At 46.8% G+C, this 19,530-nt stretch carries 19 protein-coding genes; 18 read left to right on the top strand and 1 reads right to left on the bottom strand.

All coding sequences use genetic code 11. The annotated features are described in order from the left end of the window. Window positions 1–74 precede the first annotated feature (74 nt). The 6 genes from F0U83_RS02445 to parC are packed head-to-tail and all read left to right on the top strand — an operon-like array spanning window position 75 to window position 6,798. Complete coding sequence (locus F0U83_RS02445; protein ID WP_138986358.1) at window positions 75–707, top strand: NUDIX domain-containing protein; 633 nt, start codon at window positions 75–77, stop codon at window positions 705–707. Then, window positions 704–1,150: a DUF1249 domain-containing protein gene (locus F0U83_RS02450; RefSeq protein WP_138986359.1), complete on the top strand. Its 447-nt coding sequence runs from the start codon at window positions 704–706 to the stop codon at window positions 1,148–1,150. Before F0U83_RS02445 ends, F0U83_RS02450 begins: the two co-directional genes overlap by 4 nt. Further along, a complete protein-coding gene (locus F0U83_RS02455) occupies window positions 1,147–1,917 on the top strand; it encodes a metallophosphoesterase family protein (protein WP_138986360.1) in 771 nt (256 codons plus the stop codon). Before F0U83_RS02450 ends, F0U83_RS02455 begins: the two co-directional genes overlap by 4 nt. 59 nt (window positions 1,918–1,976) lie before the next feature. Continuing rightward, a complete protein-coding gene (locus F0U83_RS02460; protein ID WP_138986361.1) occupies window positions 1,977–2,603 on the top strand; it encodes a YqiA/YcfP family alpha/beta fold hydrolase in 627 nt (208 codons plus the stop codon). 17 nt (window positions 2,604–2,620) lie between these two features. Continuing rightward, window positions 2,621–4,513 (top strand): DNA topoisomerase IV subunit B, encoded by a 1,893-nt coding sequence (gene parE / locus F0U83_RS02465; protein ID WP_138986362.1) that lies wholly within the window; start codon window positions 2,621–2,623, stop codon window positions 4,511–4,513. Window positions 4,514–4,536: 23 nt separating this feature from the next. Continuing rightward, on the top strand, window positions 4,537–6,798 hold the full coding sequence (gene parC, locus F0U83_RS02470) for a DNA topoisomerase IV subunit A (protein WP_138986363.1): 2,262 nt from the start codon (window positions 4,537–4,539) through the stop codon (window positions 6,796–6,798). A 214-nt stretch (window positions 6,799–7,012) separates the two neighbouring features. Here the strand turns inward: parC and F0U83_RS16935 are convergent, their stop codons facing one another. Next, on the bottom strand, window positions 7,013–8,539 hold the full coding sequence (locus F0U83_RS16935) for a hypothetical protein (RefSeq protein ID WP_170221714.1): 1,527 nt from the start codon (window positions 8,537–8,539) through the stop codon (window positions 7,013–7,015). Between the two features lie 229 nt (window positions 8,540–8,768). Between F0U83_RS16935 and F0U83_RS02485 the strand changes: the two genes are divergently transcribed. The 12 genes from F0U83_RS02485 (at window position 8,769) to lipB (ending at window position 19,530) form a co-directional block, all read left to right on the top strand. Further along, on the top strand, window positions 8,769–10,025 hold the full coding sequence (locus F0U83_RS02485) for a glutamate-5-semialdehyde dehydrogenase (protein WP_138986365.1): 1,257 nt from the start codon (window positions 8,769–8,771) through the stop codon (window positions 10,023–10,025). Beyond that, on the top strand, window positions 10,003–10,668 hold the full coding sequence (gene nadD, locus F0U83_RS02490) for a nicotinate-nucleotide adenylyltransferase (RefSeq protein ID WP_246077610.1): 666 nt from the start codon (window positions 10,003–10,005) through the stop codon (window positions 10,666–10,668). The genes F0U83_RS02485 and nadD overlap by 23 nt, the downstream gene beginning before the upstream one ends. 25 nt (window positions 10,669–10,693) lie before the next feature. Beyond that, window positions 10,694–11,065 carry a ribosome silencing factor gene (gene rsfS, locus F0U83_RS02495; RefSeq protein ID WP_138986366.1) on the top strand — a complete coding sequence of 124 codons (372 nt, stop codon included), beginning with the start codon at window positions 10,694–10,696 and terminating at the stop codon, window positions 11,063–11,065. Continuing rightward, window positions 11,062–11,529 (top strand): 23S rRNA (pseudouridine(1915)-N(3))-methyltransferase RlmH, encoded by a 468-nt coding sequence (rlmH, locus tag F0U83_RS02500; RefSeq protein ID WP_138986367.1) that lies wholly within the window; start codon window positions 11,062–11,064, stop codon window positions 11,527–11,529. The genes rsfS and rlmH overlap by 4 nt, the downstream gene beginning before the upstream one ends. A gap of 2 nt (window positions 11,530–11,531) precedes the next feature. Then, window positions 11,532–13,451: a penicillin-binding protein 2 gene (gene mrdA / locus F0U83_RS02505; RefSeq protein ID WP_138986368.1), complete on the top strand. Its 1,920-nt coding sequence runs from the start codon at window positions 11,532–11,534 to the stop codon at window positions 13,449–13,451. Beyond that, a complete protein-coding gene (gene rodA / locus F0U83_RS02510; RefSeq protein WP_138986369.1) occupies window positions 13,444–14,586 on the top strand; it encodes a rod shape-determining protein RodA in 1,143 nt (380 codons plus the stop codon). The genes mrdA and rodA overlap by 8 nt, the downstream gene beginning before the upstream one ends. A gap of 22 nt (window positions 14,587–14,608) precedes the next feature. Next, window positions 14,609–15,604, top strand: coding sequence for a lytic murein transglycosylase B (gene mltB, locus F0U83_RS02515; protein ID WP_138986370.1), 996 nt, complete (start codon window positions 14,609–14,611; stop codon window positions 15,602–15,604). Between the two features lie 15 nt (window positions 15,605–15,619). Then, window positions 15,620–16,435, top strand: coding sequence for a septal ring lytic transglycosylase RlpA family protein (locus F0U83_RS17310; RefSeq protein ID WP_138986371.1), 816 nt, complete (start codon window positions 15,620–15,622; stop codon window positions 16,433–16,435). A 91-nt stretch (window positions 16,436–16,526) separates the two neighbouring features. After that, a complete protein-coding gene (locus tag F0U83_RS02525; RefSeq protein ID WP_138986690.1) occupies window positions 16,527–17,675 on the top strand; it encodes a D-alanyl-D-alanine carboxypeptidase family protein in 1,149 nt (382 codons plus the stop codon). 77 nt (window positions 17,676–17,752) lie between these two features. Then, window positions 17,753–18,607 (top strand): aminotransferase class IV, encoded by an 855-nt coding sequence (locus F0U83_RS02530; RefSeq protein ID WP_138986372.1) that lies wholly within the window; start codon window positions 17,753–17,755, stop codon window positions 18,605–18,607. 3 nt (window positions 18,608–18,610) lie between these two features. After that, window positions 18,611–18,883, top strand: coding sequence for a YbeD family protein (locus F0U83_RS02535; RefSeq protein WP_138986373.1), 273 nt, complete (start codon window positions 18,611–18,613; stop codon window positions 18,881–18,883). Next, a complete protein-coding gene (lipB, locus tag F0U83_RS02540) occupies window positions 18,883–19,530 on the top strand; it encodes a lipoyl(octanoyl) transferase LipB (protein ID WP_211343608.1) in 648 nt (215 codons plus the stop codon). The genes F0U83_RS02535 and lipB overlap by 1 nt, the downstream gene beginning before the upstream one ends.

Raw genomic sequence — 19,530 nt, forward strand, 5'->3', positions numbered from 1 at the left:
TCTAAAGATTATAAATAATAGCATAAGCTACAAAGTGCACATGCTATATTTTTCCTTTCTATAGGAGGTTCACAATGAAAAACAGTTGGGATCCTGAGTTTGGAAGCGATGATTTCACGATTCAAGAAGATGCGGTTATTTGTCAGAGTTTCTATCAACTGAGAGAAGTCGTTATTGCTCATCAGCGCTTTGAAGGTGGTCAAGTTAAGATAAAGCGAGACCTTTTTTGGCGGCCTGATGCGGTGTGTGTGCTCCTATACGACCCAGTTCAGGATCAAGTGGTGCTGATAGAGCAGTTCCGCATAGGCACAATCGATCATCCGCGTAGTCCTTGGTTGCTAGAGTTGGTGGCTGGATTGGTAGAGCCTGAAGAGGCTATTGAAGAAGTCGCTAGACGTGAGGCGATAGAAGAAGCGGGGGCAGATGTGCTGCATCTAGAGCATATATCGCGCTTCACACCAAGCCCAGGTGGTGTTCGGGAATATATTGATCTTTTTTGTGGTTGTGTCGATGCTCGTCACATCGGTGGGGTTCACGGTTTGGAAGAGGAAGGAGAGGATATAAAAGTACACCTTTTCCCCTCTGAGGTCGCCTTTGCTATGCTGAAGACTGGGGATGTTGATAATGCAGCAGCGATCATTGCACTACAATGGTTGCAATTAAACCGCCATAGGCTGCAAAACGAATGGAGTATTGGAGCGGAATGAAGCGTAAATATGTGCCTGATTTGACGAAGCAGATGGCCGTTTGTGAAGCCAACTATGCACGTCTAAATAAGTTGATGCCCGACCTTGAGGGTTGTGATCGACGTGAATTCCAAATTGAATGGGGTGAGAGTCATCAGGCACACATACGCATCGAAGTAGAGGAGCGCTTCACCTACACAACAACTTTACAGATATCCCAGAACCTAAAAGGTGCTTCTGATTGGCTAGACTCTCCAGCACTGGTTGTGCGGTTGTACCATGATGCAGCCATGGCTGAAGTGATATGTATGAAGCGCAGGCGCCAGCTCTCAGGAGTTTACCCTTATCCCAACCGGGAGATGCATCAGCCTGATGAGAAAGTACAATTAAATAACTACTTGGGTGAGTGGTTGAGCCATTGCCTTAATCATGGACAGATGCTCGAACCGGTATTTAGTCGTTGAGTAAGTTATTGCGCGTTGTTCAGGTAACGGACTGCCATCTTCAGGAAGCGCCTGATAAGGTATTTAAAGGCTGTTTACCTGAGGAACGATTATGTAAAGTTCTGGAGGATATGGTAGGAAGAAACCTGCAGCCAGATCTGCTGTTACTGACCGGTGATCTTGTACACCATGGTTATCCGCAGGGGTATCAGCGCTTGGCTGAGCATGTCCAGAAGGTAGCTACTGAGATTCGCTGGTTGCCGGGAAACCATGATGATGCTCGACATATGAGCGTGTTTTCAGAGTTAAACCTGTTGCAATGGCGAAAGCATGATTGGTGCGTAGTTAGTCTCGACTCTACCTCTTCACCTGATGGCAAGGGTAGTGGCTCTTTGGGAGAGTGTGAGCTCCAACGTTTAGAAGCAATACTGCAAGCGCCTCCTAGTAAATACCTCCTGATAGCACTACATCATCCGCCTGTCCACGTGGGTAGCCCATGGCAGGATGCTATTTGTCTTGGAGATAAGGATGCATTTTGGCGTATTCTGGAGGATTCTAAATCGAGTGCGGCTAAGCTTATTGTCTGTGGACATCTGCATCAGGATCATGAGGTTTACAACTTACCGCTCCCACTGTTAGTGACGCCTGCTACAGCGCCTCAATTTAAGAAGGCGATGCTACAACCCGTACTTGAAACAGATGAGTATCTTTCTTTGCCAGGGTATCGTGTGATAGATCTATTCGAAAGTGGTGAATTTTCCACGCAAGTGGTCCGTGTCGTAATCTAACCTTGCATCCTGCGTGTAGCTTAGGTAACTTTCACTCAAATGCTGTAAGGATAACCAGTATGACGTCACCGCTTTTTATCTATGTACACGGTTTTAATAGCTCGCCAGATTCCGCGAAAGCACGCCTGCTGGGTGAGTTTTTTAAGGCCTGTCATGAACAGATAGATTATCGAGTTCCTCAGCTTTCCCATTGGCCTGCTAAAGCGATGCAGCAGCTGAAAAACTTAATCGAAGCGTACAGTCATCGCCCTGTTATACTCATCGGCAGTTCATTGGGTGGCTTCTATAGTTTATGGCTAACGGAGCATTATGCGAATTGTCGGGCGGTGCTCGTGAATCCGGCTATATATCCATACCGTTTATTAGCGGATTGGCTGGGAAATAATGAAAATATCTATACCCATGAGACCTATGAATTGACGCGCGAACATCTCTCCCAGTTGGAGGCGTTGGCGATGGATAGGTTGGCTGACCCAAACCGTTATTTATTGTTGGTCCAAACAGCCGATGAAACCTTAGATTACACCGAGGCCGTGGGCTTTTTGGCAGGGGCACCGCAGTTTGTGCAGTCTGGAGGTAGTCATGGCTTTGATCAATTTGAAGTCTTGATACCCGCCATTTTACAATTTTCACAGGGCAAGATAGCTTTACCCGATGCTATACCCCTGAGATCCACTATCCCGTGACAGGAAATAAGAAACAGATGTCAAAGCAATATACAGCTGATTCTATAGAAGTACTCAGTGGTCTTGATCCGGTTAAACGTCGACCGGGGATGTACACTGAAACTGATCGGCCTAACCACCTTGCTCAAGAAGTGATTGATAACTCGGTAGATGAAGCACTGGCAGGCCATGCAAAGCAGATAGATGTCATTTTGCACAAAGATAACTCCCTATCGGTGAGTGATGATGGCCGTGGAATGCCAGTGGATATCCATCCAGAAGAAGGGGTTAGTGGCGTCGAACTGATATTGACGCGCCTACATGCAGGGGGGAAGTTTAATAATGAAAACTACACCTTCTCGGGCGGTCTGCACGGCGTAGGGGTGTCAGTAGTCAATGCATTATCTAAACTACTGGAAGTACAGATAAAGCGAGATGGGCAGGTGCATCGCATTGGCTTTGCGGATGGTGAAAAGGTATCTGACTTAGAGATTGTGGATTCCTGTGGCAAGCGCAACACCGGTACAACCGTGCGTTTCTTGGCAGACCCTAAATATTTTGATACCCCCAAATACAGTGTTTCGCGTCTTAAGCATAACTTACGCGCTAAGGCGGTACTCTGCCCTGGTTTGAAAGTTACCTTTACCGATCAAACGTCTGGCAAAAGTGAAAAGGAAGAGTGGTACTACGAAGATGGTTTAAGTGCCTACCTCAAGGGAACCACGCAGGTCTACGAGACGTTGCCTGCCGACCCGTTCATCGGTGAACTAAAAGGTGAAGAGGACGCGGTTGAGTGGGCGGTGCAATGGTTGCCAGAGGGAGGAGAGTTGACCTGTGAGAGCTTCGTTAACTTAATTCCGACCGCGCAAGGAGGCACCCACGTCAATGGTTTCCGAACTGGGTTACTGGAGGCGATGCGTGAATTTTGTGAGTTCCGCAACTTACTGCCCCGTGGTGTTAAGTTAACAGCAGAGGATATTTGGGAGCGCTGTGCCTATATTCTTTCAGCTAAAACCCGTGATCCACAATTCTCAGGGCAAACGAAGGAACGCTTATCGTCGCGGCATATCGCGGCCTTTATTTCAGGGGCCGTGAAAGACGCCTTCTCACTTTGGCTCAATAAGCATGTAGAAGAGGGTGAAGTACTGGCTGAAAGTGTTATTGCCAATGCTCAGCGGCGTCTGCGTTCCAGCAAAAAAGTGGTGCGCAAGAAGGTCACACAAGGCCCGGCGCTTCCAGGAAAACTGGCAGATTGTTCTGGCGCAGAAACTCAACGCTCAGAACTCTTTTTGGTGGAGGGCGACTCTGCAGGTGGGTCAGCGAAGCAGGCTCGCGATAGGCAATTTCAAGCGATCATGCCTTTGCGAGGAAAAATTCTGAATACTTGGGAGGTGGACTCAGGAGAGATTCTCGCTTCTCAGGAGATTCATGATATTTCGGTCGCGATTGGTGTAGAGCCCGGATCTACGGATCTCGAAGGTCTTCGCTACGGTAAGATTTGTATCTTGGCGGATGCGGATTCCGACGGGGCTCATATTGCCACACTTATCTGTGCCTTGTTTTTGCGGCACTTTAAGCCGCTGGTGGATGCTGGCCATGTATATGTCGCGATGCCGCCGTTATATCGTATTGATGCTGCAAAAGATGTTTTCTATGCCTTAGATGATGATGAGCGCGAAGGCATTGTGGAGCGTATTCGTGCCGAGCGCAAAAATGTCAAAATTAACGTTCAGCGATTCAAAGGCCTAGGTGAAATGAATCCCTTGCAGTTAAGGGAAACGACTATGAATCCTGATACGCGGCGTTTAGTGCAGCTCACGATTAATGCAGAAGATAATGCCCATGAAATGCTTGATATGCTGCTAGCCAAAAAGCGCTCAGCAGACAGAAAAAGCTGGCTTGAAAGTAAAGGTAACCTGGCTGACATTTAGCCGGTCTGATGGATAGTGAAAATATGAGTGAAGTATTAACCGACGACAGCATCGAACAATTATCTATCAAGTCATTTACCGAAAAAGCCTACTTGGACTATTCCATGTATGTGATTTTGGACCGTGCGCTACCCCATATTGGCGACGGTATGAAACCTGTCCAGCGACGCATTGTTTATGCAATGTCAGAGCTGGGTTTAAAAGCAGCCGCTAAGTATAAAAAGTCTGCCCGTACTGTCGGTGATGTGCTGGGTAAATATCACCCTCATGGCGATAGTGCATGCTATGAAGCGATGGTACTGATGGCTCAGCCTTTTAGCTATCGCTACCCCCTCATTGATGGACAAGGCAACTGGGGGTCCCAGGATGATCCTAAATCCTTCGCGGCGATGCGTTATACAGAAGCGAAGCTCGCTAAATATGCTGAAGTCCTTCTAAAAGAGGTAGGGCAAGGGACAGTCGAATGGCAGCCTAATTTTGATGGAACATTAGATGAGCCTATTGTATTGCCGTCTCGGTTACCTAATATCTTATTAAATGGTGGTAGTGGTATCGCTGTGGGTATGGCGACGGACATTCCACCGCACAATCTACGGGAAGTCACGTCTGCGTGTATTCATCTATTGGATAACCCTAAAGCGGGTATCGAAGAACTCTGTGAGTTTGTGCCTGCGCCAGATATGCCAACTGATGCAGAGATCATCTCCCCTCGCGACGAATTGCGCAAGCTTTATGAAACGGGGCGTGGCTCCCTGCGTATGCGTGCGGTATACACTAAAGATAATGGCGATATTATTGTTACTGCCCTTCCGTATCAGGTATCTGGCGCTAAAATTTTAGAGCAGATTGCTCAGCAGATGCAGCAGAAAAAGCTGCCAATGGTTGCTGATCTTCGTGATGAATCTGACCATGAAAACCCAACACGTTTGGTGATTGTGCCTCGTTCTAACCGTATTGATGTCGAGCAATTGATGGCGCATCTCTTTGCATCGACGGATCTAGAGCGTACCTATCGTGTCAATATGAATATGATAGGCATTGATGGACGACCACAGGTTAAAGATCTTAGACAAATTCTTACTGAATGGCTCAGTTGGAGAACAGGTGTTGTTCGCCGTCGTTTGCAGTACCGTCTTGAGAAAGTGTTGGATCGTTTGCATATCCTTGAAGGTTTGATGGTTGCTTATCTGAATATAGATGAAGTAATCGCCATTATTCGTTACGAAGATGAGCCAAAGCAGGAGTTGATGGCGCGTTTTGGCCTAACGGATATTCAGGCCGATGCCATTCTTGATTTGAAGTTGCGCCACTTGGCCAAGCTTGAAGAGTTTAAAATCAAGTCAGAGCAAGATGAGTTGGAAGAGGAGCGTAAGCGACTTGAGCAAACATTAGGTTCTGATCAGCGTATGCGTACCTTGATCAAGAAAGAACTTAAAGAGGATATGGAAACCTATGGAGATGACAGACGTTCACCTATTGTAGCGCGCCAGGAAGCTCAGGCTTTTAGCGAAAAAGACCTGCTCTCCTCCGATCCTGTCACGATGGTTATATCCAAGCAGGGGTGGGTGCGGGCTGCAAAAGGGCATGATATTGATGCGACCGGACTTAGCTATAAGTCTGGAGATGGCTTTAAGCTCGCCTGTGCTGGTCGAATGAACCAGCCCATGATTTTGTTGGATTCAACCGGCCGTAGTTACACGGTTGAAACGCATACATTGCCTTCGGCAAGAGGGCAAGGGGAGCCTATTACAGGTCGTATTACCTTACCTAAAGGCGCAACGATTGATGCGGCTGTGACGGGCAAAGAACAAGATAAAGTGCTGTTGGCCAGTGATGCGGGTTATGGATTTATTACCACGATGGGTGATTTAGCCAGTAAGACTAAAAACGGTAAAGCCGCACTTACGCTGCCTAAAAATTCGAAAGTCTTACCTCCTATATTATTAGGCAATCTCGAGGGTTCATTGCTGGCTGCTATTACCAATGAAGGTCGATTGCTGGTGTTTCCTGTGGCTGAACTTCCTGAATTGGCAAGAGGGAAAGGCAATAAAATTATCAATATACCCACAGTGAGAGCGTCCACTCGTGAAGAGGTCGTCTGCGGATTGGCTGTTTTACCACCCGGTGCTCAGTTAGAAGTACACGCAGGTCGTCAACATCTCAAACTTAAAGGCAGTGATCTGGAACACTATAAAGGTGAACGTGGTCGTAGAGGAAATAAATTGCCGCGAGGTTACCAGCGAGTGGATCGTTTAGAGGTGATTATTGCAGAAATGAATGACTAAGGTGTTACTAAAAAAGGCATCCTTAGATGCCTTTTTGACTGAATGAAGAATCCCTTCGGCCTTCTTGACTATCCTATATGCAGTTTTGTGTGGATAAATGGAGGCTTATTCCGTAAAAGGGCATCCGTGCAGCCTTCCTTGGCCGTCCTTGCCAAAACTTCCTGTCTCAGCAAATCTCCATATGCAGCTATTATGCGCGAGATATATGTCAGTTTTATGAAGGGATATCCACTTCTGTTTTGTTTTCGTAGTACTGTTTAAGGATGTGTTCTGCCTGTCGGGATAGAAGTTCGTGATAGGATTCTGTCAGGCTTAGAATTAATACTTTATCTTCATCTTCGCGGCGAATCTCGGCTTGCGCAAGTAGGGTCTCTTTCAGGTGTTTGGCTTCTGTTAAAGCCGTATGGCTAATCAATTCATTGGACTGGGTTGTTCGCGTTAAGAACAATGCCTCTTCCTTAATAAGGTTGGCTTTGGTTCGGTTACCTCTGACTAATGCCATATGCAGGTTTAGGACCGGTTTGAACGCGCGAATACGTGATTGATTAAAAGCTCGATAGAGTAGCGTGAATAGCTTTGCTGCACACAGCGCGTGTACCCCATGGGCATCTTCTTCATCTTGTTGATCGAATATAAGTTGTAGGTCGCCACTGGCTTCGACAGTTAAATCGCCACCATAAATAGAGCTGACTTTTCTGATAAGCAGCTCATATTCAGCTAATAGATAGTTATGTTCCTCAGGCTCTACGTAGTCAGCATGACCTGTTGTTGCATCAATTAAAAAGAGATAAGACGCTTCTTGAGGTTGTAGGCTGAGCTCAAGTTGATGCTCTAAAGAGTAAAGATCTAGTTGGATTTCAGGGCGTCCTTGCCGGAGGGGGTTAGAGTTGTCGGTAACTGTTTCTATGCCTTCGGCCTTTTCTTCAGCCGCTTCAGTGGGTTCAATAGCAGCAATCTGGGTATAGCTTATTTGCTTCGCTGGGACTGTAGGTTGTGAGTGTAATGGGGCATTGGTATGCAAGTCGGCTTCAGGTTGCATAGGTGCAGGTACGAAATGAGGCATACGTACTTGACTGTCTGGGCGGAGTAGTTGTACCAGATCTTGATCATTGAGCGTTTCATCAGAGGAGGTTGTGGGATCTTCTGAAACTATTTCGTTGGCATCGGAGTGGGTTTCGTTATTCTCTTCGGCTTCGGCTTCGGCTTCGGCTTCGGCTTCGGCTTCGCTTAATGCTTTTGCAAAAACTCCATCTTTATCTGGCAGGCTTGCTGCTTGGAGGCTTAAATCATCGCTGGTGATGACCGCTGTTTGTGGCGGAGACTTTTGGCGCTGTCTTAGCGATAACCACACTGTTAACAGTGTGGCAGCAATGACGATCGCCGATAAAATGCCGATTTGCCAGAGCAGTTGGCTGAGTAAAACCTGTATTGGTTGGGTGTTGACATAGAAGGTGAGCGTTCCTGTCGGCGTTTGCTGACTGCCCAGTATCACCTGCTTCTCAATACCAATAGGTTCACCTGATCGCGCCAGTAGTTGCTTCTTTTCGTTGAAGACTGAAATCCCATTAATTAAAGGTGTTTCGGTTTGGCTATTTAAATAGAAATTCAGACTAATATTGTCCTCTGCCAATATGTAAGGCTGAATAGTCAGGGCCGTTTGCTTTGCGACGAAGTGGGCGGCCTGTAAAGATTCAGTTTTAGCCAACCCCTTTGATGCGTAATGAAGATATACGAAACTCATTATCCAGCCGCTGATGAGCACCAACGCGAGAGCTGAAATAATCCGTAAATTGCTATGTAGAGATCCAAAACGCATTAGAGGGCTCGTTTCCCGTTAGTTTTGATATATTTTCGTTGGGCAGATCATACCAGCTTGTTATCTTTCTGGTCACTCTTGTTAAGCAGTTCATGACCAGAGAATAATAGCGTTGTATAATGGTGGGTTCACGTGAACGCGAGAAGGGTAAGTGATGAACGTTGAAGATTACATGAACGACTTGGGCCAGAGAGCCAGAGTTGCAGCCAGTGCTATTGCTCGGGCTGATACAGGTTTGAAAAATAAAGCTTTATTGATGATGGCTGAAGCACTTGATAAAAAGCGACAAGCGTTAATAGAGGCGAACGCATTGGATTTGGAGGCGGCGCGTAAGAATGGGTTAGATCCTGCAATGTTGGATCGGCTTGCACTTAAAGAGTCTACCATTGATGGCATGATTGAAGGTTTACGTCAGGTATCGGCCCTTCCCGATCCCGTAGGCGGAATTACCGATATGAATTACCGCCCCTCAGGCATCCAAGTTGGAAAAATGCGTGTTCCGTTGGGGGTGATTGGGATTATTTATGAGTCTCGTCCAAATGTAACGGTGGAAGCGGCGAGTCTGTGCCTGAAATCGGGAAATGCGACTATTTTGCGTGGCGGGTCTGAAGCGATTCACTCCAATCAGGCGGTAGCAGCTTGTATACAGGAAGGTTTGCAACGGGCTGGGTTACCAATGGATGCGGTGCAAGTTGTGGAAACGACGGACAGGGCAGCAGTTGGCCGGTTAATTACGATGCCAGAGTATGTAGACGTGATCGTTCCACGCGGTGGTAAAGGCCTGATTGAACGTATCAGCCGAGATGCAAAAGTGACCGTTATCAAGCATCTTGATGGTATTTGCCATGTGTATATAGATGCGCAAGCGGATCGCTCAAAAGCCGTCAACATATCGCTTAATGCGAAAACTCATCGTTATGGCACATGCAATACGATGGAGACACTTCTGGTTCACGAGGCGGTAGCCCCTGAGATGCTAGCTGATTTGGCGGATCGGTATTTATCAGCAGGTGTTGAGTTGCGTGGCTGTGAGTCCGCCCGTGCATTGGTGCCCTCCATGAAGAAGGCAACTGAAGATGATTGGTCGACAGAATATTTAGCACCGGTATTATCGGTCAAAGTTGTGTCGAGTATGGATGAGGCTATCATGCATATTAATCGTTATGGGTCTCACCATACCGATGCTATCGTGACTGAAAACTATACTTTGGCACGCCGCTTCTTACGAGAAGTGGATTCTAGCTCTGTCATTGTCAACGCATCTACTCGCTTTGCTGATGGTTTTGAGTATGGCTTGGGAGCAGAGATTGGTATCTCAACCGATAAAATTCATGCCCGTGGCCCGGTAGGGCTGGAAGGGCTAACCTCGCAAAAATATGTGGTGCTAGGTGACGGACATATTCGCCAATAAGTCATCTAAACAAGCGCATGTCTTTATGGGTGGGACGTTTGATCCCATTCATAACGGACATCTGCGTACAGCGCTTGAAATTCGTGAATGGTTAGGTGTTGAAAAAGTGTGGCTGATGCCATCTAAGCGCCCAGTCCATCGAGATCTTCCTGGTTCTACAAGCAGTGACCGATTAGCGATGGTGCAATGTGCTGTAGAGGATGAACCTAGGTTGGCGTGCGACCCACGAGAGGTTATGTCTGATCAGCCATCTTATACGATTTTTACTCTTGAGGCTTTACGGCAGGAACTGGGAACACAGATGCCTGTCTGTATGATCATGGGTATGGATGCTTTTTTATCGTTAGATCAGTGGTTGCGTTATGAAGAGTATCTCACGTTTTGCCATATTCTTGTGGTAGCGCGTCCGGGGTATGATTTTGAGCCAAATGCAACCCTCACAGGATTGTTAAAGAAGCATCAAGTGACAAGCCCAGAGACAATATGGCAGCGGCCAAATGGGTCGATAATCGTACACCAATTAACACCCTTAAGTATTTCGGCAACCCAGATACGTGCCATTAGGGCACAGGGGTTGTCGACGCGTTATCTGGTACCTGATAGCGTCTGTCAGTATATTCAAGAACATAAACTTTACAGCTAAATTAACAAAAGGTAGTTAACCATCAATGCAAACTGAGCAGCTAATTGAGATCGTACGTAGCGCACTTGAAGATATGAAAGCACGCGATATTGATGTGATTGATGTGCGTGGAAAATCAAGTATCACTGATTACATGATGATCGCCTGCGGTACATCCAAGCGGCATGTTATGTCTCTTGCGCAAGAGGTTTCGGATAAGGCGAAAGAAGCCGGTCTAATGCCGATTGGAACAGAGGGTCAGAATGTAGGTGATTGGGTTCTGGTAGATTTAGGTGATGTGGTTGTCCATGTCATGATGCCGGATGCCCGTAGCTTCTATGATCTTGAACGCTTATGGCGATTTGATCCGATGGAAGATGAATCTCAAGCGACCGAAGTGTCTGGCCAGCCGGGATGAAAATCCGCTTATTCGCTGTAGGGGGGAAAATGCCAGCATGGGTCTCCCAAGGCTTTAATGAATACAGTAAACGCTTGCCTGCTGAAATGACCTTTGAACTGGTGGAGTTGCCATTAGGACACCGGGGTAAAGGGGCAGATAAAGCCAGAGCGATCAAGCAGGAAGGCGATGCCATGTTAGCGGCGATTCCAAAAAATGATCGTGTTATCGCGTTGGAAGTGCAAGGTAAGTCCTGGTCAACGGAACAGTTGGCAGAGCATATTCGAGATTGGCAAATGGATGGTCGGAATATCTCTTTACTTGTGGGTGGGCCTGACGGTCTTGATCCGCGATGTGTTCAGCTTGCTGATCAAAAATGGTCGCTATCTGCGCTGACGTTACCGCACCCGTTGGTGCGAGTTATCCTTGCTGAGCAAGTTTATCGTGCTTGGACGGTTATTCAGGGACACCCCTATCATAAATAACTATGTCTCGATTTGAGCCCTTAAAAGATCACTCTCAGGAAAGCCGTACATTTCTATTTCGTGCGGTATTAGCCTTTCTGATCGTCCTTATCATGATAGGAGGGTTACTGGCGCGCCTCTACTATCTGCAAGTTATACAATATAACCGCTTCGCAGCGATGTCTGAGCAAAATCGTGTTCAGTTACAACCGGTTGCTCCAACTCGGGGCTTGATCTACGACGGTAATGGCGTCCTGCTAGCTGATAATCGGCCTAGTTATAGTGTAACCATCCTCAAAGAGGAGGTGGGAAGGAATCTTGAAGCTACGCTGGTAGAACTTCAGAAAATCATAGAGATAACAGATAAAGATCTGGAGCGTTTCCGTAAACGATTAAATCAGAGGCGGCGTCCTTATGAAACAGTTCCTGTACGTTTTCGGTTGACGGAGAAAGAGATAGCCAAGCTGGCCATTAATTACCATCGATTACCCGGTGTTCAGGTTGAAGCCGACTTGATTCGGTATTACCCCTATGGACAAAGCTTGGTCCATGCCATGGGGTATGTTGGTCGTATTAACGAAAAAGAGCTGCAGGAAGTTGACCCTCAAGATTATGCGGGCACTCACTACATTGGCAAATTAGGGATTGAGAAGTTCTACGAAGACACACTTCATGGCACGGTTGGTATGCAAAAGGTAGAGACCAATGCGCGCGGCCGTGTGATGAGGGTTCTAGAGCGTACTGATCCTATACCGGGGCAGGATCTGCAACTTTATATTGACCTCCGTTTGCAGCAAATTACTGAAAAACTGGTGGAAGGAGAAAAAGCGTCCATTGTTGCTATCGATCCTGATACAGGTGGAATACTTGCACTGGTGTCTACTCCTGGATATGACCCTAACCTGTTTGTGACGGGCATATCTAACCAAGATTACAATGCGTTAAGGGATTCAGAAGATCTACCACTATTTAATCGCGCCCTTCGTGGACGTTATCCTCCCGGTTCCACTGTAAAGCCAATTATTGCGCTTGCAGCGATTGATTCAGAAACGGTACCTCCGACACATACGGTTTGGGATCCTGGCTGGTATTCATTAACCAAAGGGGGCCGAAAATATCGAGACTGGAAGCGTGGGGGGCATGGAAAAGTCGATCTGAAGCTCGCTGTCGCTCAGTCTTGTGATGTCTGGTTTTATGATGCGGGTTACCGTATGGGGGTCGACCCGATGTCAGATTACCTTGGTCGATTTGGGTTTGGTCAAGTAGCCAGTCTGGATTTGCCTGAGGCACTGCCCGGTATTTTACCGTCCCGTGAATGGAAAAAACGTTCTCGTAAGTTACCATGGTATCCGGGAGACTCGCTTAATTTGAGTATTGGGCAGGGCTTTCTTCTAGCCACACCGTTACAGCTAGCGACTGCGGCAGCTGTTTTAGCCAATCGGGGCAAATGGGTGCAGCCTAAAATGCTCAAAGGGATCAGAACGCTGGATGAAAAGGGTAACGTTAAGACAGACATGTTAAATCTTTCGTCAGAACGCGGTTTTCCTGAAGATGTTGAGATAAAGCATCCAGAGTATTGGGAACTGATTGTTGAAGATATGGTAGAGGTGGTCCATGGTGAGCGTGGAACCGCACGGAAAATAGGGCTGGATGCTCCCTATAAAATTGCTGGAAAAACAGGGACAGCACAGGTTGTAGGTATTAAACAGGATGAACGCTATGATGCGGATAAGCTAGAAAAACGCTTCCATGATCATGCTTTATTTATTGCATTTGCGCCTGCCGAAAAACCCAAAATTGCCTTAGCCGTGATTGTTGAAAATGGCGGCGGCGGCTCCAGTACTGCAGCGCCACTGGCGAGAAAGGTGATGGATGCCTACTTGCTGGGGGTTGATCCAACTCAGCCAGCCGCTGAAGATGCTCAAGGAGACGTTGGTGAGTAGTCGCGACTTCGAGAGAACCATGCCAGGGGCAGGGCATCATCTGCGCCGTAAACGAGGATGGTGGAGCTATACTCACCTTGACGGTTGGATGCTGTTTTTGCTGCTGGTGCTATGCAGCTTTGGTTTGTTTGTTCTCTATAGTGCTTCGGGTAAGGATTTTGGTTATGTGTCGCGCCAAGCTGTAAGGATGGGAGCTGGGCTTTTGGCCTTAATTATTTTGGCGCAAGTTAGCCCGCGGGTCTTGGCTAGGTGGTCACCTTGGGTCTATGTGCTTGGGGTGCTGATGCTGGTGGCCGTTATTCTTGTAGGTGTGGGTGCTAAAGGGGCACAACGCTGGATAGCGCTGCCGGGGTTTCGCTTCCAACCTTCAGAGGTTATGAAGTTAGTCTTACCGTTAATGATTGCCTATTATCTTGCATCGCGTTCTTTGCCCCCACGCTTTAAGCATTGCATGATTAGTTTGATATTGATTGGTGTGCCTACGGTGTTAATCATGAAGCAGCCAGATCTAGGCACATCATTGCTGATTGCGGCTTCAGGTATTTTTGTTTTGCTGTTTTCGGGGATTCGCTGGCGATATATTTTTGGCGCTTTAGGCGCAGCTGGCGCAGCGCTACCGGGTTTGTGGATGGTAATGAAAGATTATCAAAAGCAACGTGTACTTACCTTTCTGGATCCAGAAAGCGACCCCCTAGGCACTGGGTGGAATATCATTCAGTCTAAAACTGCCATAGGTTCTGGTGGGGTTTGGGGAAAAGGATGGCTGCATGGAACCCAGTCGCAGTTAGATTTTCTTCCAGAGTCACACACCGATTTTATTATTGCGGTGATTGCCGAAGAACTGGGTTTTATCGGTGTGATTGTACTTCTAAGTATTTACCTTCTTATTATCGGCAGAGGGTTATGGATGGCCACTCAGGTTAACGATAGTTTTGGACGATTAGTCGCTGGAAGTATCGTACTGACTTTCTTTGTATATGTTTTTGTAAATATTGGTATGGTCAGTGGGATTTTGCCCGTTGTGGGTGTACCACTTCCATTGGTAAGTTATGGTGGTACATCAATCGTGACCTTAATGGCGGGCTTTGGTATTTTGATGTCAGTGTTCACTCATCAAAAGTTGGCACTCAGGTAATCATGCACAAGTTAGAGGGATTATGAAGCTCTTAGCGTATGCTTTTTTTCTATGGTTAAGCTCTTCTTTTATGTTGGTAGTGGCTAAAACTTCAGACATCGAGGGGTATCTAGCGCACCCAGAAGCTCAGGCCTGGAGAGCTAAAATGGAGCAAGAGGGATTTTCCAGAAAGTCGTTGGATCAAATTTTGAGTGATGCACGAAAGCAAACCTCTATTTTGCGGGCGATGGATCGTCCTGCAGAAAAGCGTTTAGATTGGGGGGAGTATAGGCAGCGCTTTATTCAACCTAAGCTGGTGTCGCAGGGGGTTGCGTTTTGGAGTACCCATGAAGCGGCCTTGTCTCGTGCAGAATCGGTTTATGGTGTCCCGCCAGAGATGGTGGTGGCTATTATCGGAATAGAAACGCGCTATGGGTCGAACATGGGGAGTTATCGTGCACTGGATGCCTTGGCGACCTTAGGTTTTGATTATCCTCGGCGCGCCGAATTTTTTCAGAGTCAATTAAAAGACCTGCTGATATTGGCGGAAACAGAAAAGCGAGATATCAGGCAGTTAAAAAGCTCTTACGCTGGAGCTATGGGGTATGGTCAGTTCATACCTTCCAGCTTCTTAAAGTATGCTGTGGATTTTGATCGAGATGGCTCGGCTGATATATGGGACAATCCTGTTGATGCGATTGGTAGTGTGGCAAACTACTTTCTGGAGCATGGTTGGCAATCGGGGGCGCCGGTTGCCAGCCAGGTTGAAGTTACCCGTGTCCCTGAGGATGGTTGGGTTAACACAGGCTTGCCGCCGACGCGGTCAGTAAAAGAGTGGCGTGAATTAGGCATTTCCTTTGCGGGCCAAGCAAATGAAAAAAGTCCTGCTGCGTTATTGAGAATGATGGATCAAGATAAAGCCACCTATTGGTTAGGCTTTAACAACTTCTATACGATTACCCGATACAATCGTAGCCGGCTTTATGCCATGGCGGTTTATCAATTGAGTCGTGAAATTGCCGCAGCAAAAAAGCTGTAAAGGGGGAGCTAATCTATGATTAAACACATTTGGGTATCTATCTTGATGCTAGCGTTAATCAGTGGCTGTTCCAGCAAAAGCGGCGGGCGGTATAGTATCAAAAATGATCATGGACCGGCTTCGCCGGTTGATGTTTCTCATGTGCCTGATGCTGTGCCTAAAGTAGAGCCTAGAAGCCGGGGCGGAAATAAAAGCCCGTACGTTGTGCTCGGTAAAACATACTATGTTATGAAAGATGCAAATGGCTATCGAGAAGAGGGCGGTGCGTCTTGGTATGGTAAAAAGTTTCATGGGCATCTGACGTCCAATGGTGAAGTGTATGACATGTATGAAATGACAGCTGCTCATAAATCTTTACCCATTCCGAGCTATGTGAAAGTTACGAACCTTGCTAATAATCGACAAGTTATTGTCAGAGTGAATGATCGCGGCCCTTTTCATAAGGGCAGAATCATAGATCTTTCTTATGCGGCGGCCTCTAAATTGGGGATGTTAAGTCATGGTACCGCGCGTGTCAGAGTGGAAGCGATTAACCCTCGAAGCTGGCAATCCAGCCAATCAGTCAGGGCACTAGGTAAGTCTAATATGGCAAATCAGGGACGCTATTTACAGGTCGGGGCGTATTCTGTCAGAGCATCGGCTGAGCGAGTGGCTCAGGAGGCTGAACGTTTGACTGGGGCTAAAGCGCGAATCGGTGAGACGCAAAGCTCGGGGCGCGTTTTATACCGGGTTCTATTGGTGGCAGATGCTAGTGAGGCTGAGGTCGAAAAGTGGGTTGGTCTTCTGGCACAAAACGGTTATCCGGGAGCACATCGGGTAGACTTCCCGTAGAGCACTCAGTAGAGTAGAACTTAATCCCGCATTTAACGTCTATTCTGTGGCAAATTCAACAAGTAGAAATCAGGAACTTACTGTGCAAAGACTGAAAACAGCCTTTTTTAGCTTACTTCTTATTTTCCTTACCAGCGGATATCTGCACGCGGCAACGGCCCTGATTCCGTCAGCTCCGCAGGTAGCGGCGACCTCCTATCTGGTTATGGACGCAGATACGGGTAAAGTTGTTTTGTCTCATCGGGCTGATGAGCGTTTTGCACCGGCCAGCCTCACTAAGATGATGACCAGTTATATTGTTGAGTATGAGTTAAGTAAAGGCAATATTTCCGAAGATGATCTTGTTCTCGTCAGCGAGAAAGCTTGGCGGACACAAGGTTCACGGATGTTTATCAAAGAGGGGACGCAAGTCAGACTAGGTGACCTACTCAGAGGTATTATTATCCAGTCTGGTAATGACGCTTCAGTTGCAGTAGCCGAACATATAGCCGGCAGTGAGTCTGCATTTGCAGACTTAATGAACCAGCACGCCAAGCTATTAGGTATGAAAAATACGCACTTTGCTAACTCGACTGGTTTGCCTGCCCAAGACCATTATTCGTCTGCTGAGGATTTAGCCATCCTTGCAAAAGCCATTATTCAACGTTTCCCTGAGCATTATGGTATTTACGCTGAAAAATATTTTACTTATAACAAAATTCGACAGCCTAACCGTAATAAGTTGCTATGGCGTGATCGTACCGTAGATGGCATTAAAACAGGGCACACGGATGAAGCCGGTTATTGTTTGGTTGCTTCTGCTAAGCGGGATGGTATGAGACTGATTTCCGTTGTTATGGGCACAAACAGTGAAGAAGCGAGAGCTCAGGAAAGTCAGAAAATTTTGGCGTACGCGTTTCGCTATTTCCGTACCCATAAATTGTATGGTGAGGGTGATATCCTAAACAACGCCAAAGTATGGGGTGGTTTACAGGATCAAGTGCGCCTTGGTTTGAATGAAGCGCTTGCTGTCACTATTCCTAGAGGTCAGGCCGATGAACTGCAGGCTACGCTGGATATTGATAAAGTCATAAAAGCGCCTGTGATTAAAGGTGAAGAGTACGGTGTGGTAAGAGTCACTTTAAACGATGAAGAGGTCGTAACCGTACCATTAGTTGCAATGGAAGATGTTAGCGAAGGCGGCTTATTGAAGCGCATATGGCACGCAATTATGCTGTTTTTTATGAGTTTGATTGGCTAAGATTTAAAGCAGGTTATTGAAGAACAGCAAGGATGCCCACATAACGTTATGTGGGCATTTGTGTTTATAGGGTACACATGGATATAGTCTTCTTAAATGGTAAGTTTATTGCTGCAGATCAAGCAACAGTATCGGTATTTGATCGAGGCTTTCTGTTTGGAGATAGTGTCTACGAAGTGATTCCTTTTTATCAGGAAGTGGGGTTTCGCTTAGATGAGCACCTCAAACGTTTGCAGTATAGCCTTCAAGCATTAAGAATAGAGCTGGAGTTTGATTGGCCTAGCATGCTGTCAGAGCTGGTAAGTCGAAACGGTGGTGGTAGCCTGTCTGTATATTTGCAAGTGACCAGAGGGAGTGCTGGTAAGCGCTCTCATCATATAGAGTCTGGGTTGCAGCCAACGATATTTGCTTGCTGCCAGCCTATTAGAGATATCTATCACGAAGGGGCAGATCAGGTAGATGGTATCAAAGTGATCGCGACGGCGGATTTACGCTGGCATCGTTGTGATATTAAAGCGACCAATTTGCTGCCTAATATACTGGTCTTGCAGCAGGCTAAAGAGTCCGGTGCTCAGGAGGCTTTGTTATTGCGTGACGGGGTGTTATCAGAAGGCGCTAGCTGTAACTTTTTTATTGTTGAGCAAGGTGTGATTTATACCCCTCCTCAGGGATCAGGTATTTTGAGCGGCACAACAAGAGAGCTGATCTTGTCGTTGTCTGATTGGCATGGAATTCCTCGTCAAGAAACGGATATCACTTATGAACGGCTAATTGCTGCAGATGAAGTCTGGATTTCCAGCTCTACACGCGGTGTTGTACCGGTGCTGCAGGTCGATGAACATTGTATCGGCAATGGATTAAAGGGCGCTTTATGGAAGCGTATGTTTGAATTATTTACTCGCTATCAGCACCAGCTGATAACGGGGGAGTGAGCGATGAGTGAGATACAACCACCGAAAATCGAATTTCCATGTCCAGATTATCCCATTAAAGTTGTGGGTAAAAACGCAGATGATTTTCGTGATTTTGTTATAGAGATTGTGCGTGTTCATGCGCCAGATTTGGATGTGAGTCGTATCACCTTGCAAGATAGCAGCAAAGGTACCTATCAGTCAGTAAGAATGTTTATTACAGCTACTGGGGAAGATCAGCTAAAATCTCTACATGAAGAGCTGATCGCATCAGACCGCGTCCATCTTGTTCTCTGATGGATAAACAACTGATTATTAGACAGTTAGGTTTACAGCCCTATCAGCCGATTTGGGAATCTATGCAGGCATTCACTGATGAGCGATCGGGCGATACCCCCGATGAGATCTGGGTGTTGGAGCATGAGCCTGTTTTTACTCAAGGCCAGGCCGGCAAGCCAGAACATCTGCTGCATACCGGTGATATCCCTGTTGTGCAAGTGGATCGGGGTGGGCAGGTTACCTATCATGGGCCTGGTCAGCTAATTATCTATCTATTACTGGATCTGAGAAGAAATAAGCTTGGCGTTCGTGATGTCGTATCTCTGATGGAAGAGGGCGTTATTGCTACGCTTGGTAGCTTTGGTATTGATGCTTATGCCAAGCCTGATGCTCCGGGTGTCTATGTGAACGAGGCTAAAATTGCCTCCTTAGGTTTGCGTGTACGCCGAGGTTGTACCTTTCATGGTCTTGCGTTGAATCTGAATATGAATTTAGAGCCATTCTTACGTATTAATCCTTGCGGTTATGCGGGCATGGCGATGACACAGCTATGCGCATTAGTGCCTTCCGCTGAGCCTGACGTTGCGACAACAAGGCTAGTCGATTACTTGACTAAAGAAATAGGGTATACTTTAGTCTCCCATAAAACCTGCTTGGACAAATAA

The sequence above is a fragment of the Neptunomonas concharum genome (assembly GCF_008630635.1).
Lineage (GTDB): Bacteria > Pseudomonadota > Gammaproteobacteria > Pseudomonadales > Balneatricaceae > Neptunomonas > Neptunomonas concharum.